General features: G+C 65.8%; 20 protein-coding genes. 11 read left to right on the top strand and 9 right to left on the bottom strand.

Going from position 1 to position 24,729, the window contains the following annotated elements; translation table 11 throughout:
• Positions 1-94 precede the first annotated feature (94 nt).
• Positions 95-1,039, bottom strand: a complete 945-nt coding sequence (locus J2X38_RS01855; RefSeq protein ID WP_405053417.1) for an N-acetylmuramoyl-L-alanine amidase — start codon at positions 1,037-1,039, stop codon at positions 95-97.
• Positions 1,040-1,684: 645 nt separating this feature from the next.
• On the opposite strand from J2X38_RS01855, the gene J2X38_RS01850 reads away from it, so the two are divergent.
• From J2X38_RS01850 to J2X38_RS01820, 7 genes are all read left to right on the top strand, one after another.
• Positions 1,685-4,399, top strand: a complete 2,715-nt coding sequence (locus J2X38_RS01850; protein ID WP_310250671.1) for a ribonuclease E/G — start codon at positions 1,685-1,687, stop codon at positions 4,397-4,399.
• A gap of 257 nt (positions 4,400-4,656) precedes the next feature.
• Positions 4,657-6,060 (top strand): M48 family metalloprotease, encoded by a 1,404-nt coding sequence (locus J2X38_RS01845; protein ID WP_310250668.1) that lies wholly within the window; start codon positions 4,657-4,659, stop codon positions 6,058-6,060.
• A 56-nt stretch (positions 6,061-6,116) separates the two neighbouring features.
• On the top strand, positions 6,117-7,718 hold the full coding sequence (locus J2X38_RS01840) for a DsbA family protein (RefSeq protein ID WP_310250665.1): 1,602 nt from the start codon (positions 6,117-6,119) through the stop codon (positions 7,716-7,718).
• Between the two features lie 17 nt (positions 7,719-7,735).
• Positions 7,736-7,891: a hypothetical protein gene (locus tag J2X38_RS01835; protein WP_156419744.1), complete on the top strand. Its 156-nt coding sequence runs from the start codon at positions 7,736-7,738 to the stop codon at positions 7,889-7,891.
• Positions 7,888-9,705: a sulfotransferase gene (locus J2X38_RS01830; RefSeq protein ID WP_310250660.1), complete on the top strand. Its 1,818-nt coding sequence runs from the start codon at positions 7,888-7,890 to the stop codon at positions 9,703-9,705. The genes J2X38_RS01835 and J2X38_RS01830 overlap by 4 nt, the downstream gene beginning before the upstream one ends.
• Positions 9,706-9,846: 141 nt before the next feature.
• Entirely contained in the window at positions 9,847-12,279 is a 2,433-nt protein-coding gene (locus tag J2X38_RS01825) for a TonB-dependent receptor domain-containing protein (RefSeq protein ID WP_310250657.1), read from the top strand.
• Between the two features lie 168 nt (positions 12,280-12,447).
• The gene (locus tag J2X38_RS01820) at positions 12,448-13,758 is read left to right on the top strand and encodes an amino acid permease (protein ID WP_310250654.1); all 1,311 of its coding nucleotides are present in this window, start codon (positions 12,448-12,450) and stop codon (positions 13,756-13,758) included.
• Here the strand turns inward: J2X38_RS01820 and J2X38_RS01815 are convergent.
• Genes J2X38_RS01815 through J2X38_RS01805 form a run of 3 tightly spaced genes read right to left on the bottom strand, consistent with a single transcriptional unit; the run spans position 13,720 to position 17,724 of the window.
• Entirely contained in the window at positions 13,720-15,324 is a 1,605-nt protein-coding gene (locus tag J2X38_RS01815) for an NAD(P)/FAD-dependent oxidoreductase (RefSeq protein WP_058538677.1), read from the bottom strand. The two genes, J2X38_RS01820 and J2X38_RS01815, sit on opposite strands and share 39 nt — an antisense overlap.
• Positions 15,321-16,535, bottom strand: coding sequence for an FAD-dependent oxidoreductase (locus tag J2X38_RS01810; protein ID WP_310250651.1), 1,215 nt, complete (start codon positions 16,533-16,535; stop codon positions 15,321-15,323). The genes J2X38_RS01815 and J2X38_RS01810 overlap by 4 nt, the downstream gene beginning before the upstream one ends.
• A gap of 25 nt (positions 16,536-16,560) precedes the next feature.
• Positions 16,561-17,724, bottom strand: a complete 1,164-nt coding sequence (locus J2X38_RS01805; protein ID WP_310250648.1) for an aromatic ring-hydroxylating dioxygenase subunit alpha — start codon at positions 17,722-17,724, stop codon at positions 16,561-16,563.
• Positions 17,725-17,757: 33 nt separating this feature from the next.
• On the opposite strand from J2X38_RS01805, the gene J2X38_RS01800 reads away from it, so the two are divergent.
• Entirely contained in the window at positions 17,758-18,348 is a 591-nt protein-coding gene (locus J2X38_RS01800) for a TetR family transcriptional regulator C-terminal domain-containing protein (RefSeq protein WP_310250645.1), read from the top strand.
• Positions 18,349-18,351: 3 nt separating this feature from the next.
• Here J2X38_RS01800 and J2X38_RS01795 read toward each other — a convergent pair whose 3' ends face one another.
• From J2X38_RS01795 to dapB, 3 genes are all read right to left on the bottom strand, one after another.
• Complete coding sequence (locus tag J2X38_RS01795; protein WP_310250642.1) at positions 18,352-19,725, bottom strand: M20/M25/M40 family metallo-hydrolase; 1,374 nt, start codon at positions 19,723-19,725, stop codon at positions 18,352-18,354.
• Between the two features lie 99 nt (positions 19,726-19,824).
• The gene (nth, locus tag J2X38_RS01790) at positions 19,825-20,481 is read right to left on the bottom strand and encodes an endonuclease III (protein WP_310250638.1); all 657 of its coding nucleotides are present in this window, start codon (positions 20,479-20,481) and stop codon (positions 19,825-19,827) included.
• A 4-nt stretch (positions 20,482-20,485) separates the two neighbouring features.
• On the bottom strand, positions 20,486-21,214 hold the full coding sequence (dapB, locus tag J2X38_RS01785) for a 4-hydroxy-tetrahydrodipicolinate reductase (protein ID WP_058538672.1): 729 nt from the start codon (positions 21,212-21,214) through the stop codon (positions 20,486-20,488).
• Positions 21,215-21,341: 127 nt separating this feature from the next.
• Here dapB and J2X38_RS01780 point away from each other — a divergent pair, with 127 nt between their 5' ends.
• On the top strand, positions 21,342-22,046 hold the full coding sequence (locus J2X38_RS01780) for an NAD-dependent deacylase (RefSeq protein WP_310250635.1): 705 nt from the start codon (positions 21,342-21,344) through the stop codon (positions 22,044-22,046).
• A gap of 86 nt (positions 22,047-22,132) precedes the next feature.
• Here the strand turns inward: J2X38_RS01780 and tadA are convergent, their stop codons facing one another.
• Complete coding sequence (tadA, locus tag J2X38_RS01775) at positions 22,133-22,588, bottom strand: tRNA adenosine(34) deaminase TadA (protein WP_058538670.1); 456 nt, start codon at positions 22,586-22,588, stop codon at positions 22,133-22,135.
• Positions 22,589-22,727: 139 nt separating this feature from the next.
• Here tadA and rpmB point away from each other — a divergent pair, with 139 nt between their 5' ends.
• Positions 22,728-23,021, top strand: coding sequence for a 50S ribosomal protein L28 (gene rpmB, locus J2X38_RS01770; RefSeq protein WP_037517097.1), 294 nt, complete (start codon positions 22,728-22,730; stop codon positions 23,019-23,021).
• 37 nt (positions 23,022-23,058) lie between these two features.
• On the opposite strand, the gene J2X38_RS01765 is transcribed toward rpmB, so the two are convergent.
• A complete protein-coding gene (locus J2X38_RS01765; protein WP_310250629.1) occupies positions 23,059-24,060 on the bottom strand; it encodes an esterase-like activity of phytase family protein in 1,002 nt (333 codons plus the stop codon).
• Positions 24,061-24,221: 161 nt separating this feature from the next.
• On the opposite strand from J2X38_RS01765, the gene J2X38_RS01760 reads away from it, so the two are divergent.
• Positions 24,222-24,629: a glycine zipper 2TM domain-containing protein gene (locus tag J2X38_RS01760; protein WP_058538668.1), complete on the top strand. Its 408-nt coding sequence runs from the start codon at positions 24,222-24,224 to the stop codon at positions 24,627-24,629.
• Positions 24,630-24,729: the final 100 nt, after the last annotated feature.

Below are 24,729 nucleotides of genomic sequence, written 5' to 3'. Positions count from 1 at the left end.
TCCCGGGTCAAGCCCGGGATGACGAGAGGGGGTCGCGACTCCCCATCCCGCAACAGACATCGACGCCAACCTACCAATTGGCGCGAAGCGTCGCTCAACGTGCCGTGATCCGCCGCGCGAAATGGATCTGCACCGCGTCGCGCACCCCGCGCGCGACCTTTTTCTGGCCCGCCGACGAGGCGAGGAATTCGCTATCCTCCTTATTCGAGATGAAGCCCGTTTCGAACAGGACCGACGGCGTATCGGGCGCCTTCAGCACGATGAACGAGGCGAAGCGGTGCGCGGTGGTGCGGAATTTGACGTCGTCCGACGCCTCGCGCTGGAGCAGCCGCGCGAAATCCGACGCGACATTCATCGTTTCGCGCTGGGTGAGGTCGAGCAGGATCGCCGACACATCGCCGCTGTGTGCGCCCAGATCGACGCCATTGATGACATTCGCCTTGTTCTCGCGCGCGGCAAGCCGCGCCGCCTCGCGGTCGGAGGCGACTTCGGACAGCGTGTAGATCGAGGCACCGCTGGCCTGCTGATTCTCGGCGGCATCGGCGTGCACCGAGATGAACAGATCGGCCTTCAGCCGCCGCGCGATGCCATAGCGTTCCTCGAGCACCAGGAAACGGTCGTCCGCGCGCGTCAGCGCAACGCGCACGCGGCCCGAGGTGAGCAGGTCGTCGCGGATCGCACGCGCGAGCGCGAGGGTAATGTCCTTTTCGCGCTTGCCGCTGTGCGGGCTGATTGCGCCGGGGTCGTGCCCGCCGTGCCCCGCGTCGATCACGACGAGCGGCAGGCGGCTGTTCGCCGGCCCCTCGATGCGCGGCAGCGCCACCGAAGGCTTCGGTTTGCCGATCGGGACGGTGACGCTGTAACGTTTTTCGGGCCGTTTGGCGCGGAACTGGGCGGGCGACTGCAATTGGGGGCGCAGGCCGCGCGATGTGCGTTCGAACCGATTTACCGAATCGCCGATCGGGCTCGCGTCCGCCTGCCCCGTCAGCGCCGGCGCCGGGGTCGCAATCATGCCAAGCAGGACGAGCAGCGGGCTCATGGGGCGTCTATGCCGCCCGATGCGCGCGATGGTCCAGCGCTTATTCGAAACATGGCGCCCCCGGCCGCAAAACATGGTGAAGATATCGTTAGCCGTGAGGCGTGAAAGGCCGGTTAACTGCCGAATAATGACGTTTGATACGGCGTGCATAATTGCAACACCCCGGCGCCATCCTATCTTTGTACGGTGGTTGTGGTTGCCGTCGGCACATGCCGATGCTAGCACGCCCTCACTGACGGTGTCGTTCCCGGTGCCGTCCGGCCTTTTGAGGGGAGGGCCTGCTCCGCGAATATGCGGAACATGGCCGCCTTGGCGCCGGACTTACGGGGAAGGGCGACCTGCCGCCAGTCCACCCGGTTGACCGGACAGTCGGGGCGTGCGCATCACGCCCGCCCTGCCCGCCCGCTCATCCCGTAACAGGTTGATGCCGCATGAGGCTTGCCATGCCCTCTTCACTCCGCGACGCGGGCGCTTTCGCCCCGGCCGTCGCCGGATTTGAAGACCGCATGCGCGTCCAGGACCGGACGCAGGCTCCTTTCGGCAATAACGTCTTTTTTCTTTTCACCCGTATCCGCCGCGGCCCGCCCTCGGGCAGGTTCGCGGGATTTTTTGATGGCGCGCTGAGGCGCGCTTGGAGTGTATCTAATGACCACGCGCATGTTGATCGACGCGCGGCACCGGGAAGAAACCCGGGTCGCCGTCACCAAGGGCAACCGAATCGAGGAGTTTGATTTCGAGTCCGCCGAGCACAAGCAGCTCAAGGGCAATATCTATCTGGCCAAGGTTACCCGTGTCGAACCGTCGCTGCAGGCGGCGTTCGTCGAATATGGCGGCAATCGCCACGGCTTCCTCGCGTTCAGCGAAATCCACCCCGACTATTACCAGATTCCGAAGGAAGACCGCGACGCGCTGCTGCGCGAAGAGGCCGAACATGCCGCCGCCGCCGCGCAGCGCGCCGAGGAAGACCTCGACGAGCTCGAAGGCGATGTCGCCGACGTCGAATATCACGACGAAGACGATAATGGCGACAATCGCGGCGATCGCGACGATGACCGTGACGATCACGACGATGGGCACGATGACCATGATGATCGCGACGACAATGGCGATGCCGAAAATGGCGACGCCGAAGAGGGCGCCGAGGGCTCCGAAGAAAATAAGGATGGCCGCGGCGATCGCCGGGGCCGCGGCCGTGGGCGCGGAAACAATAATCGCAAGGGCGGCCGCGGACGCAGCCGCCGGGGCGACGACGAAGACGGCGAAAACCGTATGTCGCTGCGCCGCCGTTACAAGATCCAGGACGTTATCCGTCGCCGTCAGGTGATGCTGGTCCAGGTCGTCAAGGAAGAACGCGGCAACAAGGGCGCCGCGCTCACTACCTATTTGTCGCTCGCCGGCCGTTATTGCGTGCTGATGCCGAACACGATGCACGGTGGCGGCATCAGCCGGAAGATTTCGAACGGCGCCGATCGCCGCAAGCTGAAGGCGATGATCGACGAGCTCGCGCTGCCGCCGACGATGGGCTGCATCGTCCGCACCGCGGGGATGAGCCGCACCAAGGTCGAGATCAAACGCGACTTCGACTATCTCGCGCGCCTGTGGGACGAGATCCGCGAAAATACGCTGGGCAGCTCGGCACCGGCGCTGATCCATTCGGACAGCGACCTGGTGAAGCGCGCGATCCGCGACATCTATCATAAAGACATCGAGGAAGTGCTCGTCGAGGGCGACGACGGCTACAAGGCTGCGAAGCAGTTCATGAAGCTGTTGATGCCCAGCCACGCGCGGCGCGTGAAGCAATATGCCGACCCCGTGTCGCTCTATCAGCGCTACGGCGTCGAGGATCAGCTCGCGGGGATGCTCAATCCCGTCGTCCAGCTGAAATCGGGCGGCTATCTGGTCATCAACCCGACCGAGGCCTTGGTGTCGATCGACATCAACTCGGGCCGCTCGACGCGCGAGCATAATATCGAGCAGACCGCCCTCAGCACCAACCTGGAAGCCGCGGCCGAAATCGCGCGCCAGCTGCGCCTGCGCGACATGGCCGGGCTTGTCGTGATCGACTTTATCGACATGGATCATGGCTCGAACGTCCGCAAGGTCGAGCGCGCGATGAAGGATGCGCTCAAGAACGACCGCGCGCGCATCCAGGTCGGTCGCATCTCGGGCTTCGGCCTGATGGAGATGAGCCGCCAGCGCCTGCGCACCGGCGTGCTCGAAGCATCGACGCGCCCCTGCCCGCATTGCGAAGGCACCGGCCTCGTCCGTACCGCCTCGTCGGCGGGGCTCAGCGCGCTGCGCCTGATCGAAGAGGAAGCCGCACGCGGCAAGGGCAATAAGATCACCCTGCGCGCCAGCCAGGAAGCGACCTTCTACCTCCTCAACGAAAAGCGCCGCGAACTGCGCGAGATCGAAGAGCTTTACGGCGTGACGGTCGAAATCCTGCCCGACGGCGAGACCGAAGGCGCGCGCATGGCGGTCGAGGTCAGCGGTCCGCCGCCGATCGCGCGCCGCAGCTTCGCCCCGATCGCACCGATCGAGGATGACGACGACGAAGACTATCCCGAGGACGAGGAAGAAGAAGCCGAAGAAGAGGCCGCCGAAGAGCGTCCGGCGCGTTCGCGTGACCGCGAAGAAGGTACACGCGACCGCGAGGAAGGCGATGCCGACGGCGAAGGCCGCAAGCGCCGCCGCCGCCGCCGCCGTGGCCGCCGCGGTCGCCGCGACGACGAAGGCAATGAAATCGCCGAGGCCGGCGAAGGCGGCGACGATCGCGAAGGCGACGGCGCCGAGGCCGACGAAGGCGAGGCCGCACCGGCCGAAGCCGTCGAGGCTGCCCCCGACGTGGATGCCGAGGAAGCCGAAGCCGAAGCCAAACCGCGCCGCCGCCGTGGCGGACGCGGCCGCAAGAAGGCCGATGCGGTGGAGACGACCGACGACGCTGCGGTCGAAGCTGAAGTCGCTCCGGTAGAGACGGTCGAAGCCGCCGAACCGGTTGCCGAAGAAGCGCCGATCGCCGAGGAAAAACCGAAGCGCAAGCGCGCGCCGCGCAAGACCAAGGCTGCTGCGGCCGCCGAAGCCGAGGCTGCGGATGCCGCCGAGGCGCCGACCGTCGAAGCGCCCGCCGTCGAAGCACCCGCTGCCGAAGCTCCGGTTGAAGCGGAAGCCGAAGCCGAACCCGCCAAGCCCGCACCCAAGAAGCGTGCGAGCCGCGCGAAAAAGGCCGTCGCCGCCGAGGCGGCAGCGCAGCCCGCGACCGCCGGCGAAGCCGAACCGGTTGCGGCCGATGCCGACGGCGAGGGCGAAGGCCCCGACGGCGAACCGCGCCGCGGCTGGTGGCAGCGTACGTTTGGCAATTGATGCCCAGCACTGAGTAAGATGCCGTGTGTCCCCGCGAAGGCGGGGACCCATCTCCTGATGGCTCGAAATAGCACCCACCGGTGATGGGCCCCCGCCTTCGCGGGGGCACGCGGACTTCGCAGACCGCTCCTGATTCTCAAACGCGCGGCCACCCGTCGCAGAAATTGCAAGCTGACCTTGCGTCCGCGCGCACTGATCCCCAATAAGCCCGCATGGCTTCACTCGGGGTTCAGGCGCGCGGCGCAAGAGAGGCGGGGATGACCGCTTTCCCGCCGCAGCCCGCGTTCGGGGCGCAAAAGCTGCGCTCCATTTTCCGTATCGCGCTGACATTGCTTGCGATGTGCGCGATCGCGCTGCGCCCGGCAGCGGCGCAGTCGATCCTGCGCGACGCCGAAACCGAAGCTTTGTTCCAGGACATGATGGACCCGCTGCTCGTCGCCGCGGGGCTCAGGCCCGGACAGGTGCGTGTGCACCTGCTCGGCGACCGCAGCATCAACGCCTTTGTCGCCGGCAGTCAGGACATCTATGTCTTCAGCGGGCTGATCGAGGCCGCCGACAGCGCCGAAGAGGTGCAGGGCGTGCTCGCGCACGAACTCGGCCATGTGATGGGCGGCCACGCGATCCGGGTCAACGAAGGCGCCAAGACCGCGACGGGTATCTCGCTGCTCAGCCTGTTGCTCGGCGCCGCGGCGATCGCGGCGGGCGCGGGCGAGGCGGGCATGGGCGTCATGATGGCGGGCCAGCAAGCCGCGCTCGGCAAGTTCCTCGCGTTCAGCCGCGTCCAGGAATCGACCGCCGACGCCGCGGGCGCGCAATATCTGTCGAAGGCCGGGATCAGCGGCCGCGGCAGCCTCGCCTTTTTCAAGAAACTGCAGAATCTCGAATTCCGCTATGGGGTCAAACAGGACGACGATCAGGCTTACGGCCGCACGCACCCGATGTCGGGCGACCGCATCCAGACGCTGCGCGAAGTCTATGTCATCGATCCGGCATGGGAAAAGCCCGCCGACCCGAAAATCGAGGCGCGCTTCCAGCGCATCAAGGCGAAGCTGTCGGGCTATATGGCCGAGCCCGAGCGGACGCTGCGCAAATTCCCCGAAAGCAACAGCAGCATTCCGGCGCGCTATGCCCGCGCCTATGCGTGGCACAAAAGCGCCTATCCGCAAAAGGCGCTGACCGAAGTCGAGGGTCTGCTCGCGAGCAATCCCAGCGACCCCTATTTCCTCGAACTCGAGGGCCAGGTGCTGCTCGAATCGGGGCGCCCGAAGGAAGCGATCCCGGCGCTTCGCAAAGCCGTCACCAACTCGCGGTCGCAGCCGTTGATCAGCGCGACGCTGGGCCATGCTTTGATCGCGACCGAGGATCCGGCGAATTATGCCGAAGCCGAAGAGGTGCTGAAAACCGCGGTGGCGCTCGACAATCAAAATCCGTTCGCCTGGTATCAGCTGGGAATCGTTTACGCGAACAAGGGCGATCAGGCGCGCGCCGCGCTCGCCTCGGCCGAACGCTACAGTCTTGAGGGTGGACAGTCGGGGCTTGCGCTGCGTAATGCCGAAATGGCGATGCAGGGTTTGCCCCAAGGCTCGCCCGACTGGATCCGTGCACAGGATATTTCGTTGGTGGCTCGCGCCGAGGTGGAACGCGAGCGCAAACGGCGTTAGTTTCGGGTGAAGACAGGGGCGACGCGTCGCATTTCCGTGATGCTCGAGGGCGATAAGTGACTGATAAAAAAGACGATTATTACCAGCCATGGCTGCGCGACCCCGCGCCGACGCCGACGGGCGGTGCGCCGGCGCCGGGCGAAGGATTGGCGAAGCCGAAGGACGAGCCCCCGGTCGGCATCGACCTCGCGCGATACAGCGCCCCCGAAAAGCCGCGCGATCCGCTGGTGAAGCCCGAGGCGATCAAGGCCGGCGCGGCGAACCTGTGGGACCGTATCCAGAGCGGCGCCGAAGCCTTTGCCGACTGGACGATCCGTGTCGGCGACCGCGCCGACATTCCGGCGCGCGTCGAAGCGATGGAAATTCCGCGCCGCTCACGCGCACTCGCGGCAAAGACGGGTGCGCTGACCGCGCGCGCCGCGCGCGCGGCGGGGCGCGGATCGGCGCAGGCCGGCCGCGCCGCCGCCAAGGCGAGCGGCGAGGCGTGGGAGAAGATGGCGCTCGGCGACAAGGCCCGGAAGCTGTCGAGCGAGGCCGGGCGCGGGCTCGGCGAAGTCGCGGGCAAGACCAAGGCGGGCGTTGTCGACATCGCCAAGGCGAGTGGCGAAAGTCTTCGCGACGGCATCGGCGATGCCGCAAGCAAGCTCCGCCCCGCGCCGCGCGAGGAGCTGGCGCCGCCGCCCTCGGGGCTCGAGCAATTGCTCGCGCGCGAGGAAGCCGCTGCCGCGCAGGCGAACGCACCTGCCGCGCCCGACTTGCCGCTGTTCGCCGGCGACGCCGCGATTCCGGCTGTCGCGAAGCCCGCACCGGGGGCGAGCGCGATGGAAGGCGACGATCGCTCGCCGATTGCGCCGCCAATGAAAAAGACCGCGAATGCCAAGGCGATGCCGGCGCAGGGCTTGCCGCAGGTGAAGGGGACGGGAATGGACGGCGTTTCAACGCGCACATGGGGTTTGGCGCTTGGCGGCATATTGCTCCTCGCCATCGTCTTCTGGCTCGGCGGCCGCTTCGGCGGCGGGATGAGCAAGAGCGAGGTCGAAACGATCGTCGCCGATTATATCAAGGCGAACCCGCAGATCATTCCCGCGGCGCTCGAAGCGCAGCGCAATGGCGAAATCGCCAAGGCGATCGACGCGATCCGCCCCGCGCTCGAAAAACCCTATGCCGGGGCGTGGGCGGGCAACGCCGACGGCGATGTGACGCTGGTGGTGTTCACCGACTATGCGTGCGGTTTCTGCCGCGCGAGCGTGCCCGACGTCGACCGGCTGATTCGCGAGGACAAAAGGCTGAAGGTCGTGTTCCGCGAACTGCCGATCATCGCGCCGCAAAGCCGCGACGCCGCGATCATGGCGCTCGCCGCGGCGCGGCAGGGCAAATATGACGCCTTCCACCACGCGATGTTCGCGGCGGGCTCGCTCGACAAGGCGGCGATCGCCGCGGCCGCCGAAAAGGTCGGCGTCGTCACCGACGGCACCGCCGATGCGACCGCGAACGAGGCGCTGTTCCAGCGCGAACTCGACAGCAACCTCGCGATCGCGACCCAGTTGCAGCTCAACGCCACCCCGACCTGGATCGTCGGCAACCAGCTGTTCCAGGGGCAGATCGGCTACGACGCGTTGAAGCAGGCCGTCGCGAAAGCCCGCACGGCGAAAAGCTGAGGGAGATCGAGGGGGAAATGATCGACAAGGTGCCGGAATTTCCCTCCTCGTCATTCCCGCGCAGGCGGGAATCCCGCTTCTTCCTGTCGTTTCGCAATCGAGCTTCGGTGAAGGGTGCCCGGCCGCAGAGCGGGATTCCCGCCTTCGCGGGAATGACGAAATTTTCGCGATGACCGCGACCGTCTCGCACGATGAAGCGCTCGCCAACGCCCGCCGCCTGCTGAGCGGCGAGCCCGGCGCCGCGCTGGCGCAGGCGCAGGCGATCATCGAGGCGGTCCCGACATCGGCGGCGGCGCACCGGCTTGCCGCGCATGCGTTGCGCGCGCTGGACCGCGAAACCGAAGCGCAGGCGGCGTCGCTCGCCGCCGTCGGCGTAACGATCCACGATGAAGCGATGGTCGACGCCGCGCTCGCACTCGCCGAGGACCGGCTGCCCGATGCCGAGGGGGCGCTGCGCCAGCGGCTCCGCGAAGATGCGACCGATGTCGCGGCGATCCGCATGCTCGCCGAGGTGGCGGGCCGGATCGGACGTTATGAGGACGCCGAAAAATTGCTGTCGCGCGCGCTGCAGCTTGCGCCGGGTTTCGGCGCCGCGCGCGCCAATCTCGCGACCGTCTATTACAAGCAGAACCGCTTCGCCGACGCCGCCGAGACGCTCGATGCGGTGCTCGGCGACGATCCCGACAACCCCGCGCACGCGAATTTGCGCGCCGCAGCGCTTGGCCGCATCGGCGGCTATGACGAGGCGCTCGCGCTTTACGAAGAGCTGACGCGCCGTTTCCCCGATCATGCCAAGCTGTGGATGAGCTATGGTCATATGCTCAAGACCGTGGGGCGGCAGGACGACAGCATCGCCGCCTATCGCCGCGCGCTTGCCGCCGATCCGGGGCTCGGCGAAATCTGGTGGAGCCTCGCCAACCTCAAGACGATCCGCTTCGGTGCAGATGACCGCGCCGCGATGGAAGCGGCGCTTGTTGCGGCCGAACCCACCGCCGAGGCGCGCGCCGACGACCGGCTGCACCTGCATTTCGCGCTCGGCAAGGCGTATGACGATGCCGCCGAACATGGGTCCGCGTTTCGCCATTATGCCGCGGGCAACGCGATCCGGTCGGGCCAGCTCGGCTATCGCGCCGCCGAAACGAGCGCGGCGGTCGACGCGATCATCGCCGCCTGCACCCCCGAATTCTTCGCTTCGCGCGCCGGCGCGGGCGACCCCGCGCCCGATCCGATCTTCATCCTCGGCATGCCGCGCGCCGGATCGACGCTGATCGAACAGATCCTCAGCTGCCATTCGGCGATCGAAGGCACGATGGAACTGCCCGACATCCCCGCGCTCGCGCTCGGCCTCGGCCGCGAGGCGTATGACGACGGCCGCCGCTGGATAGAGGCGCTGGCCGAGACGCCGCGCGAACGGCTCGCTGAGCTGGGCGCCGCCTTCCTCCAGCGCACCGCGGTGCAGCGCAAGACCGACAAGCCCTTCTATATCGACAAGCTGCCGAACAACTGGCTCTACACCGCCTTCATCCGGCTGATCCTGCCGAATGCGAAGATCATCGACGCGCGGCGGCATCCGCTCGACTGCTGTTTTTCGAACTTCCGCCAGCATTATGCGAAGGGGCAGGCGTTCAGTTACGGCCTCGCCGACGTCGGCGGCTATTACCGCGATTATGTGCGGCTGATGGCGCATATCGACGCGGTCCAGCCCGGCCGCGTCCACCGCGTGATCCACGAGGCGCTGCTCGATGCCCCCGAAACCGAGGTTCGCGCCATGCTCGCCTTTCTGGACCAGCCCTTCGAAGCCGCCTGCATGGCGTTCCACTCCAATGCGCGCGCGGTGCGCACGGCGTCGAGCGAACAGGTGCGCAAACCGATCAATCGCGATGGCGTCGGGCAATGGCAACCTTATGAAAAATGGCTCGATCCGCTGAAGCAGGCGCTCGGCCCCGTGCTGGGCGCCTATCCCGCTATTCCCGCCGATTTCGGCTAGGCTCTACGCGACAAAACGTTGCCTTTCGGCAACAGCCGACGACATTTTCGACCAACGACCACGGCACTCTGCCAACAATGCTTGCGCTTGCGCCGCGGTGCGTCATGCTCCGTCATATGGCTGTCATGTGAGGGGGATTCCATGCGGAAACTATCGGCAGTATTGACCAAAAGCGGCGCGCTCCTGCTCGGCAGCACGATCCTGTGCACATCGGGAACGGCGCTGGCCCAGCAAAACAACACCGACGACGATCGCGACATCGTCGTCACCGCGTCGAAGCGCGAAGAAAATCTGCAGGATGTGCCGCTCGCGATCACCGCGATCGGGACCGAGCGGCTCGACGAGCTGCAGGTCAAGGAATTCCAGGACGTCGTCAAATTCCTGCCATCGGTGACGATCCAGACGCTCGCGCCGGGGTTCAGCCAGGTCTATTTCCGCGGCGTCGCGTCGGGCGAGAACGCCAATCACTCGACCTCGCTGCCGACTGTCGGCACGTATCTCGACGAAATGCCGATCACGACCATCCAGGGCGCGCTCGACATCCACGCCTATGATCTTGCGCGCGTCGAGGCGCTCGCGGGGCCGCAGGGCACGCTCTATGGCGCAAGCTCGATGGCGGGCACAATCAAGCTGGTCACCAACAAGCCCGACACCAGCGGCACCTATGGCTCGGTGGGCCTCGAACTCAACAGCGTGACGCGCGGCGGCATCGGCGGCGTTGCCGAGGGCTTCATCAACGCCCGGATCAGCGATCGCGCGGCGCTGCGCCTCGTCGGCTGGTATCGCCACGACGCGGGCTATATCGACAATATCGCGGGGACGCGTGTCTATCCGATCAGCCAGAACACTGACACCGATGGCGACGGCGAGAATGACACGGTCATCAACCTTCCCGGCGACGACATCACGCAGAACAACGCCGATCTGGTCGAAAAGGACTATAACACCGTCGACACCTATGGCGCGCGCCTCGCGCTCGGCATCGAACTCGACGACGACTGGACGATCCGCCCGACGCTGATGGGCCAGATCCAGAAAGCGAATGGCAGCTTCGCGCAGGAACGCTCGTCGGCGGTAACGCGCAGCCTGCAGACGGTGCAGTACAACCCCGAACGCAGCGACGATAAATGGATCCAGGCCGCGCTGACGATCGAGGGCAAGATCGGCAATTGGGACCTGACCGTCACCGGCGGGCATCTGCGCCGCAAGACGCTGACCGACAGCGACTATTCGGATTATGCCTATTTCTACGACGCGCTCTTTGGATCGGCGGTCTATCTTTACGACAATGCCGGGGACCAGATCAGCCCGAACCAGTATATTCAGGGCATCGACCGCTATCGCCGCAACTTCGGCGAAATCCGCGTCGCCTCGCCCGCCGACGCGCGCATCCGCTTCATCGGCGGGCTGTTCTATCAGCGCCAGTCGCACAATATCGAGCAGCATTATATCATCGACAACCTGTCCGACGATCTGCAGGTCCCCGGCACCGTCGACAATATCTGGCTGACCAAACAGCTGCGCGTCGACCGCGACTATGCCGCGTTCGGCGAGCTCAGCTTCGATATCACCGACAAATTGACGCTGACCGGCGGCGGCCGCCTGTACAAGTTCGACAACAGCCTCGTCGGCTTCTTCGGCTACAGCAACCCGGGGTACAGCAGCAATCCGGTCTATGCGTGCCAGGGTCCGGCCGTCGTCGATGGCTCGCCCTGCACCAACCTCGACAAGCGAACCAAGAAGACCGACTTCATCCACAAGTTGAACCTGACGTACAAGTTCACCGACGATGTGATGATGTATGCGACCTGGTCGCGCGGTTTCCGTCCCGGCGGCATCAACCGGCGCGGCTCGCTGCCGCCCTATGGTTCGGACACGCTCGACAATTACGAGCTCGGATGGAAGACCAGTTTCGGTCCGGTTCGGTTCAACGGCGCGGTGTATCAGCAGGATTGGAAAAATATCCAGCTGTCCTTCCTCGGCGCCAACGGGCTGAGCGAAGTGCGCAACGCCGGCATCGCGCGGATCCGCGGGGTCGAAGCCGACGTCAGCTATCGTTCGGGCGGCTTCTCGCTCGGGATGGGCGCCAGCTATAACGACGCGACGATCCGCCGCGATTTCTGCGCCATCGCCAATGCCGATTTCGATTGCACGACAACGGACAACAGCCTGCTCGCGCCGTCGGGATCGCGCCTTCCGGTCACCGCGAAGTTCAAGGGCAATGCCGTCGCGCGCTATGAATTCCCGATCAGCGGCCTCGATGGCCACGTCCAGTTCGCGGTCAACCATATCGGCAAAAGGCGGTCCGACCTTCGCACGCTTGAAAATGACATCGTCGGCAATTTCAAAGCCTATACGACCGCCGATTTCAGCATCGGGGTGAAGGGCGAGGGCTGGGATGCCGAACTGTTCGCAACGAACCTGTTCGACAGCCGCGGCGTGATCAACAGCGCGGTCCAGTGCGGCGAGACGGTGTGCGGCGACGGCGATGGCCTGACCCCGGGCGGCGGGGTCTTCTATGACAATGTCATCCGCCCACGCCTGATCGGCATCAAGGTGAGCAAGGACTTCTGAGCGGCCCATTGAGGGGACGGCGCAAACGCGCAACGCGCATCGCGCCGCCCCTCGGCTCTATCCCCCACGCGGGGGATGGACGAACAGACCCCGATCGGACGGTATCGGCACCCGGGGCGATCGCGATCGGGGATAGAGGATGGGAACCGGCTTCGCATGGCAGAAGAGATGACCGCAGGCATCAGGCCCGCCCAAAAGCTCGGCCTTGCAATGTGCGTCGCGCTCGTCATGGGCAATATGATCGGATCGGGGGTGTTCCTCCTCCCCGCCAGCCTTGCCCCGTTCGGGTGGAACGGCGTCGCAGGGTGGGTCATCACGATCGCCGGCGCGCTTGCGCTCGCGGTGGTTTTGGCGCGGCTGACCGTCGCCTTTCCGCGCGCGAGCGGGCCGACCGCCTTTGTCCAGCTCGCCTTCGGGCGCATTCCCAGCTTCATGATCGGCTGGGCCTATTGGGTGTCGGTGTGGACCGCCAATGTGACGCTCGCGGTCGCCGCGGTCAGCTTTCTCAGCCTCTTTGCGCCAGCGCTCGGCGACCATATGGCGCTCTCGACGCTCGCGCTGATCTGGATCGTCACCGCGATCAACTGGCGCGGCGCGCGCGCGGCGGGGCGTTTCCAGATCGTGACCCTGCTTATTAAGCTGATCCCGCTGCTGACCGTAATCGTCCTGATACCGATCGCATTCGGCAGCGAGACCCCCGTCGTCACGACACCCTTCCCGGCCGAGGGATTGTCGCTGACCGCGGTCAGCGGTTCGGCGATCCTCACTTTGTGGGCGCTGCTTGGTTTTGAATCGGCGAGCGTCGCGACCGACAAGGTCAAGGATCCGGTCGTCACCATCCCGCGCGCGACGATCATCGGCACGCTGGCGACGGGCATCCTCTACCTGATCGTCTGTTCGGCGGTCGCGCTGATGCTGCCGGCGGACAAGGTCGCGACGTCCGACGCGCCGTTCGCCCTGTTCGCCGAAACCTATTGGGGGCACGGTCCGGCGCTGTTCATCGCCGCCTTTGCCGCGATCAGCGCGATCGGGGCATTGAACGGCTTCACACTGATCCAGGCCGAACTGCCGGCAACGCTCGCGCGCCAGGGGCTGTTTCCCGCATGGTTCGCGCGCACCAACCGCCACGGCACGCCCGTTGCCGCGCTGCTGATCGCGAGCGGCCTCGCGACCGCGTGCGTCGTGCTGAACAGCAACAAATCGACCGCGGAGATGTTCACCTTCATGGCCATCTTGTCGACCTCGGTGACGCTCTGGCTCTACCTCTCCTGCGCCGCCGCCGCGCTGCGCCTGCGCGTGGCGATACCGGTCGCCCTGATCGGCCTCGCCTATTCGGTCTGGACGCTGTGGGGCGCCGGGCTGAACGTCAGCGCGATGAGCCTGATCCTGATGGTCGCGGGGCTGCCGCTCTATTGGTGGACGCGCGGATCGGCGCCAGCCTCAACGCCATCGGGGAGCGAAGAAACCCCGGTCGCGTAGGATCACCTGCGCCGCATTATGCCCCGGCGCGCCGGTGACCCCGCCGCCGGGATGCGTGCCCGCGCCGCACATATAAAGACCCTTCACCGGCCCGCGATAGGCGCCGTTGCCGAGCACCGGGCGCGCCGACCATAGCTGGTCGAGGCTCATATTGCCGTGCATGATGTCGCCGCCGACCAGCCCGAACTTGCGTTCGAGCCCCTTGGGGCTGAGGATCTGGCGCCCGACGATCGAGGCGCGGAAGCCGGGGGCATAAGCCTCGACCGTGTCGATGATCGTATCGGCGGCCTTCCCCTCCTCGGCGTCCCAGTCGCGTCCGTCTGGAAGTTCGGGGGCGAATTGCTGGCAGAAGAGGCTGGCGACATGCTGGCCCGGCGGCGCGAGGCTGTCGTCGACGGTCGACGGGATGAGCATTTCGACGATCGGTTTCTTCGACCAGCCGTACTGCTTCGCGTCGAGGAAGGCGCGGTCCATATAGTCGAGCGTCGGGGCGAGAATGATCCCCGACTGGTGATGCTCGCCCGGTTCGGGCAGACAGGTGAAGCGCGGCAGTTCGCTGAGCGCGACATTCATGCGGAAGGTGCCGCTGCCCGCCTTGAACGCCTTGATCCGGCGGCGGAACTCGGGCGCGATATCGCCCTCGTCGAACATCCGTTCGTAAAGCAGCTTGGGCCCGACATTGGCAATCACGCGCGCAGCCACGATCTCCTCGCCGCTGACCAGCTTGACCCCGACGGCCTTGTTTCCATCGACCAATACGCGCGCGACGGGCGCTTCGAGGCTGATCTCGACGCCGAGCTGGGTGCACACCTTCGCCATCATCTGGGTAATCGCGCCCATGCCGCCGACGCTGTGGCCCCACGCGCCCTTCTTGCCGTTCACCTCGCCGAAAACATGATGGAGGAGCACATAGGCGCTGCCCGGCGTATCGGGGCTGGCGTAGTTGCCGACGACCGCATCGAAACCGAAAGCCGCCTTGACGGCTTCGCTTTCGAACCAGCTGTCGAGGAAGGTGCGCGCCGACTTGGTGAAGAGTTCGAGCACGTCGCGCTGCTGCGACAGGCTGAGTTTGGTGAGGCCGCGCCCCTGCCGCGCCGCGTCGAGCAACGTCTTGAAGCCGTCGCCGACATTTGGCGGCGATTTCAATGCGAGGTCGCGCAGCACATCGGCCACGCCCTCGAGCATGTCATAATATTCGGGGAGGCGCGCGGCGTCATGCGCCGAGAAGCGCGCAAATTCCTTTTGCGTACGTTCGAGCCCGCCGCCGAGCTTTAGATAGCCGCCATCTTCCTGCGGCAGGAAATTGCTGATCGGCCGCTCGATCACGCGATAGCCGTGATCGGCCAGCTTCATGTCGGCGATGACCTTGGGCTGAAGCAGGCTGACCGTGTAGCTCGCGACCGAATTGCGGAACCCCGGCGCGAACTCCTCGGTCACCGCGGCGCCGCCGACGACGTCGCGCGCCTCGACGATGCGCACCTTCAGCCCCGCCTTGGCGAGATAGAAGGCGCAGACGAGGCCGTTGTGGCCGGCGCCGATAATCAGGGCGTCATAGGCTTTGGTCATTGAAACTCTTTCGCAAGCGGGGATTGGACATGCTGGCGGCCGAAGCCGAGGCCGAGGATTCGGCCCGGGATGCGGCGGAGCAGCGGGAAACGGTCCAGCAATCGGACGGCGAGCGGGACGCGCGTGATTTCGCCGCGCAGCATCGGTTCGATGATATTCTGATGCGCGAAACGCTGGAGCCCCTGCATCCGCGTCGTCGGTTTCCAGCGGCGGTCCTGCACCTTCGCAAGCAGCGGGTCGGGATCGGCGCCAGCCGCAAGCGGCGCGGCGAGGATATTCGCGGTCGCAACGGCATCCTGCACCGCGAGGTTGATCCCGACGCCGCCGACGGGCGACATCGCGTGCGCGGCGTCGCCGATTGCGAGCAGGCCGGGGCGCGACCAGCGCGTGAGACGATCGAGCGCAACCGTGAGCAGTTTCACGTCGTCGAAGCTCTGGATCGCGTCGATCCCGGCGGCGAGACCGGGAGCGATTGCAACGATCTTGTCGCGAAAGGCCGCGATCCCGCGCGCTTCGATCGGCGCGAAGGCGCCCTTTTCGATGATCTGCGCGCATTGCCAATAGTCGCCGCGCGGGATGGCGACCACCATGCCGCCCTTGTCGATCGTGCCGAGCGCGACTTCGGACATGTCCATGCCCGCAGGAACGGGGATGCGGAACCACAGCACGTCCATCGGCGCGCCGAGATCTTCGAGCGGCAGTTCGGCGGCATCGCGCAGCACCGAACGACGCCCGTCGGCGGCGATAACGAGCCGCGCGGGCAGGGTCGCGCCACTCGCCAGCGTCACGCCGCTGACGCGGCCGTTTGCGTCACAGGTGAGCCCAGTCGCCTCGGTCGACATGCGCAGATCGAAGGTCGGATATTTCCGGCCCTTCCCCGCGATAAAATCGAGCAGATCCCATTGCGGCATCATCGCCACGAAGCGCGCCGCGACGGGCAGATGCTTCATCGTCGCGATCGTATAGCGCCCGCCGAGCAGGTTGAGCGTCATCGTATCGATGGCAGCGTGCGGTTCCTTGAGCAACTCTTCGAGCAGACCGATCTCGTGAAACAGTTCGAGCGTCGAGGGATGCACGGTGTCGCCGCGGAAATCGCGGAGGAAATCGGCGTGTTTTTCGAGGATAGTGACGGGAACCCCGGCGCGCGCAAGCAACAGGCCCGCGACCATGCCCGCGGGGCCGCCGCCGACGATGATGACTGGATCGCTCATACTCCCCTCCTCCCGTGCGTTGTGACTAGCGGCTCCACCCCGGCGGCGGGGCATGCTCGTGCCGCGCTTCGGGGATCAGGTCGCGCATCCGCGAACAGAAATGCTTGAGGCACACTTCCTTGTCGCTGAGCGGACCCATGGTGAAGCTCTTCGACGCCATCCCCTGCTGAACGCGCGTGATCAGCTCGGTGTCCTCGGCATTGACCTGCCGGTTGATGCGCCAGTTCAGATAGCGTGCGGCCTTCATCTCGCGGCGCTCATCGGGGAGGACATAGGAGATTTCGCGGATCAGGCAGGTCGTCGGGCCGGTCGGCAGCCACTGCATGAAATCGACCTGGTCGGGATAGATGTCGAAGGCGACATTGGGCCAGAGCTTGAAATAGAGCCAGTGGCGCTGGTTCGCTTGCGGAAGGTGCGGCACCGGCGGCAACAGCCGCTGGTACATGCGCTCGGACCAGTTCACCGACGGCCGATCGATCAAATCGCCCCACATGCGGTCGACATTATCCTCGGCCTCGACGCCATAGCTTTTGCCGAACAGGCGCGTGAGGCCGGGGTGCGCGACGGAAATGTGGAGCCCGTCCGAATAATTGTCGCCGACATTCTTCCAGTTCACCTCGCGCGGGCGAAGCGTGACGCGGCCGAGCGCGCCGAGCTCCTCGAAGCGATACGGGGCGACCTGCGCCTCGTAAGGCGCCATCATCGACGCAACCGACGGGCCGCCGTCATCCTCGAGCCGCACGAACCAGAAGCCGCGCCATTGTTCGAGTCCGACGGGGACGAGCCCCGCCTTGCCCTTGTCGAGCGTCGGATAGCTCGCCGAATCGGGCACCCCAGTCAGCCGGCCATCGAGTTCGTACGTCCACGCGTGATAGGGACAGACGAGCTTCTTCGCGCAACCCACCGCGCCGTCGACAAGGCGCGAGCCACGATGGCGGCAGACATTGGTGAAGGCGCGTACATTGCGGTCGGTGCCGCGCACCAGAATCACGCTCTCGCCGCAATAGTCGATGCTGTGCCAGTCGCCGACGTTCGGGATGTCGCTATCGTGGCAGACGACCTGCCAGCTCGGACGGAAGATCCGTTCCATTTCAGCGGCATAGAAATCAGGATCGCTATAGGTCCAGGCGGGCAGCGACCAGCCGTCGAGCGGGTCGATATTCGAATCGCGAAGGGGTGCAGTTGCCATATCTCGTTCCTTGTTGTACATATGTATAACAATATGACCGCCGTTCGCCAAGCCTTTACGCGCGAGAGCGCCGATGCACGCCGCGCCGACCTGATCGAGGCGACCGCGGCGTGCCTTGCCGAGCATGGGCTGGCGGGAACCAACGTCCGCGCGATCTGCGCGAAGGCGGGTGTGTCGCCGGGGCTGCTGCGCCACTATTTCGGCGGCATCGACGATCTGGTCGCGGCGACCTATCAAGCGACGAGCGACCGCATGGACGCGATTTTCGCCGCCGCGATGGTGCAGGCGGGCAGCGATCCGCGCGCGCGGCTGACCGCTTACCTCACCGCCAGCTTCCGTCCGCCGGTGACCGATCCCGAACTGCTCGGCGCATGGACCGCCTTTTGGGCGCTCGCACGCAGCGACGCGCGCATGGCGGCGATCCACGCGGAAAGTTACGCCGGCTATCGCGCCCGGCTCGGCGAATTATTGGTCGCGTGCGGCGCGGCCGATGCCGAGCGGCTGGCGATCATGCTGACCGCGATGGTCGACGGGCTGTGGCTCGAGCTGTCGCTCGACGCCGAAAGTTTCGGCGCCGAGGCGGCAGTCGCGATGGTCGAGCGCGCGGTCTTCGCGCTCGTCTGACCCTTATTTCGACAGGTCTCGCAGCAAACTGTCCCAATGGGCGAGCGCCGGCGCGATCGCATCGACGGGCACGCGCTCGTTGAGGCCGTGCGCGTAGCTGTCGCTCGCTTTCGAGAAGAGACCCGCGACGCCGTAGCTCGGCACGCCCTGGATGCGGAAATGATAGCTGTCGGTCGCGCCCGCGCTCATCGACGGGATGATCGGCAGGCCCGGAGCGCGCGCATGCACCGCCTTCGTCACCGCCGCGACGACGTCGGGGCGCAGCGGCGAGGCATCGCTCGCGCTCGCGTCGGGATCGGTCTTCACCTTGATCGCCGGATCGGCGATCGCCTTTTCGAGCTCGGCGCGCACCGTTTCGACCGGCACGCCGGGGAAGATGCGGCAGTTGATGTTCGCGGTCGCACGCTGGGGCAGCGCATTCTCGGCATGCCCGCCCTTGACCAGCGTCGGCACGCAGGTGGTGCCGATCTGGCCGATATATTCGGGGTCGGCGCGGATCGCAGCAATGGCTTTCGCGTCCGACGGGTTCGCGGCAAAGGCTTTCAGCGCCGCGCCGATATCGCCGCCGACCTGGTCGGCGACGATCGGCATGCCGACCTTGGTCAGCTCGTTCTGCTGCGGCGTGAAGCGATAGGCGCCCACCTTGGCGAGCGCGGTCGACAGCTGGACGATCGCATTGCTGCCCGACGGGCGCGAGCTGTGGCCGCCCGGGTTGGTGACTTCGAGTGTGAAGTCGGCATATGTCTTCTCGCCCGCCTGCAGCCCATAATATTTGGGTTTGCCGTCCTCGCCGATCGTTCCGCCACCGCCGTCGCCGTTGAGCGCGAATTCGGCACCCTTATACTTCGCTGCGAGCGCGCGCGTCGTGGTCATCGAGGTTTCCTCGTCGCCCGAGAGCAGCAGGATGATCGATCGCTTCGGCTTGAAGCCGTCCTTCTTGAGCTGCGCCATCGTCGCGACCATCATCGAGACGTCGAACTTATTGTCCTCCGACCCGCGCCCGAAAATATAGCCCTCTTCCTCGACCGGCACGAAGGGGTCGCGCGTCCAGTCCTTGGGATCGGCCTCGACGACGTCCATATGGCCCAGCAGCACGATCGGCTTTTGCTTCGTCGTACCGTGCAGCGTCGCGGCGAAGGTCGCGGTTTCGCCGATCGGCGTGATCTCGATATCGCTGTCGGCATAGCCCGCGGCTTTCAGCACGCTCGCATAATAGGCGGCCAGCTTCGGTACCTGCCCACGCCCCTCGACCGTCGGAATCGCAACGCTGTCCTTCAGTATCTTTTTCGCCGCCTCGGTATCGGCGGGCTTGGCGTGGACGGGCGCGGCGGCGAGCAAGGCGGCGGCGAGGGCGAGCGGAGCGGTAAGGTTGCGCATGGAAACGGACCCTAACCAGCTGTCATCCCAGCGCAAGCTGGGATCGCTATCGTGGTGGCCGGGCGGCAGCGGTCCCAGCTTTCGCCGGGACGACGATTCCTATGCCGCCTTCTTCGCCTTCGGTGCCGGCGTCTTCGGCTTGTAGCGGCAGAGGTCGACGACCGGGCAGCGCCAGCACTCAGGGGTGCGCGCCTTGCAGATATAGCGGCCGTGGAGGATCAGCCAGTGATGCGCGCCGACGCGGAACGGTGCGGGCGTATTCTTTTCGAGCTGTTTTTCGACCGCGAGCACGGTCTTGCCGGGTGCGAGCCCGGTGCGATTGCCGACGCGGAAGATATGCGTGTCGACCGCGAAGGTTTCGGCGCCGAAGGCGCAGTTCATCACGACATTGGCGGTCTTGCGCCCCACCCCGGGCAGTTCGACGAGCGTGTCGCGGTCGGCAGGCACCTCGCCGTGAAACTCGCGGACGAGGATTTCGCTGAGCGCGATGACATTCTTCGCCTTGCCGTTGAACAGCCCGATCGTCTTGATGTGCTGCTTCAGCCCCTCTTCGCCAAGGTCGATCATTTGCTGCGGCGTCGTCACCTCCTGGAACAGCTTCCGCGTCGCCTTGTTCACCCCGACGTCGGTCGCCTGCGCCGACAGCACAACCGCGACGAGCAGCTGATAGGTGTTGCCGAACTCCAGCTCGGTCTCGGGGCTCGGGTTGAGTTCCGCGAGCCTCCGGTAGAATTCGAAGATATCGGCCTTTTTCATCGGATCAGTTAAGCCCGAGCACCTGCGGCATCGTGTAGCGGTCGGGCTTCTGCTGGAGCAGCCACAGCGCCGCGCGCACCGCGCCGCGCGCGAAGATCATGCGGTTTTCGGCGCGGTGCGAGAGGGTGATCATCTCCTCCGGCCCCGCGAAGATCACGTCATGGTCGCCCGCAACCGTCCCGCCGCGCAAGGACGCGAAGCCGATCTTGCCATGACCGCGCGCGCCCGTAAGCCCGTCGCGGCCGCGTTCGGAGCAGGTGTCGAGGTTGATCCCGCGCCCTTGCGCCGCCGCCTGCCCGAGCAGCAGCGCGGTGCCGCTCGGTGCGTCGACCTTCATCCGGTGGTGCATCTCGACCACCTCGATATCCCAGTCGGCGCCGAGCCGCGTCGCGGCCTCGCGCACCAGATGCGCGAGCAGCGTGACGCCGAGCGAGGTGTTGCCGGTCTGAAGCACCGCGATATCCTTTGCGGCATCGTCGATCAGATAATGATGGCGTTCCTCGAGCCCCGTCGTCCCGATGACGATCGGCGTTTTCGCCGCAACGCAAGCGTCGAGCGTCGCCTCGAGCGCCGCGGGCGACGAGAAATCGACAAGAACGTCGGCGTCGCTGGCGAGCCTCAGAACATTGCCGCCCCGGTCGACGCCACAACTGCGCTGCCCCGCTTCGGAGATCGCAGCGGCGAGCGCGACGCCCATCCGACCTTCGCTGCCGATAATACCGATGCTGGTCATATGCCGTCCCCTAAATTGCCGCTCCCTTTAGCCGCTCGTGTCGAGCGAAGTCGAGACACCCATCAAAATGACGCAATGCCGATGGGCATCTCGACTTCGCTCGATGCGAGCGGATAGAAGAGGAGTCATGCGTGACATCCAGAATATCGTCATCCTGACCGGCGCCGGCGTTTCGGCCGAAAGCGGCATCGACACCTTTCGCGACAGCGGCGGCCTCTGGGAACAGCATCGCGTCGAGGATGTCGCGACCCCCGAAGCCTTTGCGCGCGATCCCGACCTTGTCCTGCGCTTCTACGATATGCGGCGCGAGGCGATCCAGACCAAGGCGCCGAACGCCGCGCACGAAGCGCTCGCGCGGCTCGACGCCGTATGGCCGGGCGAACTGCTGATCGTCACGCAGAATGTCGACGACCTGCACGAGCGGGCGGGCGCGAAACGGCTGATCCATATGCACGGCGAGCATCTCAATGCCTGGTGTACCGCATGCGACGCGCGAGTGCCGTGGACGGGGCCGTTGCTCGACCGGCCAGCGTGCAGCGCGTGCGGCATCGTCGGCACCCTGCGCCCCGACATCGTCTGGTTCGGCGAGATGCCGTACCGGATGGAGGACATTTACCACGCCCTGAACCGCGCCGACCTGTTTGTTTCGATCGGCACGTCGGGCGCGGTCTATCCCGCCGCGGGCTTCGTGCGCGAGGCGCGCGCATCGGGCGCGCGGACGCTCGAGCTCAATATGGAGCCGAGCCAGGGCAGCTACTGGTTCAACGAGGCGCGGCAGGGTCCGGCGACGCGGCTGGTGCCCGAGTGGGTGGCGGAGATGTTGAAGGAATAACGTCGCCCCTGCGAAGGCAGGGGCCGCCGTGGGCATAGCGCTGAATCTCTCGCGGCCCCTGCCTTCGCAGGGGCGACGGTAGGTTTCTACCGCCGCGCCACGAAGAAATCTCTGAGCAGCGCCGCCGCTTCATCTTCGCCGATGCCGTCGTAAATCTCGGGCCGGTGGTGGATCGTCGGCTGCGCGAAGGTGCGCGGGCCGTGGACGACCGCGCCGCCCTTCGGATCGTCGGCGCCATAATAGAGGCGCGCGATTCGAGCGTGGGCGATCGCGCCGGCGCACATCGCGCAGGGCTCGAGCGTCACATAAAGGTCGCAGCCATCGAGCCGCTCGTTACCGAGCTTGGCCGCCGCGGCGCGAATCGCGACGATTTCGGCATGCGCGGTAGGATCGTGCGATTCGCGCGGGCGGTTATGGCCCTCGGCGATAATCGCACCGTCCTTGACGATCACCGCGCCGACGGGCACTTCGCCCCATTCCGCGGCGATGCGGGCGAGATCGAGCGCGCGGCGCATCGGTTCGGGAAGCGGAAACTGGGCCATAAAAGCGGCCTATGCGCTTGACGAATCTCCTGCAAGCCGATAAGCGCGCGCCTTTCCCGGCTCACTCCGGTTCTGTATTCCCCGTTTTGCGGGAAGTGCCCGGACGCCGACCTGAAATTTTTTGACGAGGACGAAGACCATGTCGCGCATCTGCGAACTGACCGGCAAGGGCCGCCAGGTTGGCCACAATGTGAGCCACGCCAACAACAAGACCAAGCGCACTTTCCTGCCCAACCTGCAGAATGTGACGTTGCTGTCGGACGCGCTCGGCAAGGGTGTCAAGCTGCGCGTGTCGACCCACGGCCTGCGCACGGTCGAGCATAATGGCGGTCTCGACAACTGGCTGCTGAAGGCCGGCGACGACCAGCTGTCGACTTCGGCGCGCAAGGTGAAGAAGGAAGTCGCGAAGAAGCTGGCCGAAAAGGCCGCTTAAGCGCTTTCGAATCGCTAAAAGCAATCAGGCCGCCGGATCACCGCGCGGCCTTTTTGCTGTCCGGCCTCTTTTTCGGCGGCAGGCCCACTAGTTCAAATTGCAGCAGCAGACTGCGTTGCCAGACATTGAAATTATTGTCGGCAACGAGCCACAACCAGGTCCGTCCCTGCTCGACCGAAATCGCCGCGCCTTCATAATTTTCGGCGAGCGCCGCCGGGACGCGGCCGATCGTCCGTGATCGCACGACAGCGTCCTTCTTTATGTCCGCGGGGTCGACGACAGCGACGATCGTCGTGAAAACGGGGTCGAAACCGAGCCGTCGGTGCACGATCAGGATGCGACCGTCGGGCAGCGCAGCGGCATCGCTGACCAGCCCGCGCCCCGCCGAATCATAAAAGAAGCGAATCGGCGCGGGACCGGGCGCGGCCGGATCGCCGGTGTAGATCAACCCCTCGCGCCCGCGCGGATCGTCGTTGGCGTCTTCCAGAAAGACCACCGTCCGGCCGTCCGGCAGCCGCGTCATCGCCTCAGGCCCGCGATTCCTGGGCCAGCGCGCTGGTTCGGGCAGCTTGCGTCGCGACTCGATTGCCGAAAGACCGGCATCGAGTCGCCAGATTTCGTTGATCCCCTCGAGCGCGATCCAGCTCTTGCCGCTTTCGGGGGCGACAAACATCGCCTCGGCATCGACCATGGATTTGCGTTGCGGCCGGCCGTCGGGCGTCGGCAGCGCGCGAATCCGGACATCCGAAACCGAACCGCGCGCATCGAGCGTCAGGCGCACTCCATAACCATTGTCGCCGATCAGCTGAAACCGGTCCGGCCCCATCCGCGCGAGCGCCGAAAAGCCGCCGAACCGGCTGTGCGGGCTGACGAGATGCCAGCCGCGGACGAACCGCATCGCACCCGAAGCCTCGGGCGCGAAAACCAGCGGACGCGCGGCGGCGCCTTCGGTCATGTCGCCCTTCGGAAAGCGCATGACGGTGCCGGGCACCGGACCGACGGCAAGAAAGATCAGGGCAGCGAAGAGCAAGCGGCGCATCGCCGCGGGTTAGGGCGGCGATACGCGAAAGGGAAGCGGTTCGCCGCAGAAAGCTGAACATCAGCCAACAACCATGTTCAGGCTTCGCTCAATGCGAATCAGGCAAAACCTGTTTCATCGACAAAGCCCAGTCGGGCCAATGACGACGAAGGAGAACGACAATGAAAAAGATGGTGACCCTCTCGATCGCCGCCCTGATGTCCGCCGCGACGCTGGGCATGGCGGCTCCCGCCGCGGCGCAGAACGGTTATTATGACCGCGACGGCTATTCGAGCTATTACAGCGGCTACGACCGCGACGATCGTCGCTACGACCGCTATGACCGCCGCGACTATCGCCGCGACCGCCGCGATTACCGCAATGATCGCCGCTATTACCGTGGTGACCGCCGCAACTATCGCCAGTGCGACAAGGGCACCGGCGGCACCGTGATCGGTGCGATTGCAGGCGGCCTTGCCGGTCATGAAATCGCCGGCCGCGGCGACCGCACGGTCGGCACGATCATCGGCGGCGCTGTCGGCGCCCTCGCCGGCCGCGCGATCGACAAGGGGAATGACGGCTGCCGTTAAGGGCTGTCCCGACCCCCAATAATTTCCTTCCCTCCTCCACCCCGCCCGGCCCCGCGCCGGGCGGGGTTTTCTTTGCGCCCAGCAGGCCGGGGAGGAGGCC

This window comes from Sphingopyxis sp. BE235 (assembly GCF_031457175.1).
In the GTDB taxonomy this organism is placed as follows: domain Bacteria; phylum Pseudomonadota; class Alphaproteobacteria; order Sphingomonadales; family Sphingomonadaceae; genus Sphingopyxis.
This window is presented reverse-complemented; position numbering and strand designations above follow the sequence as displayed.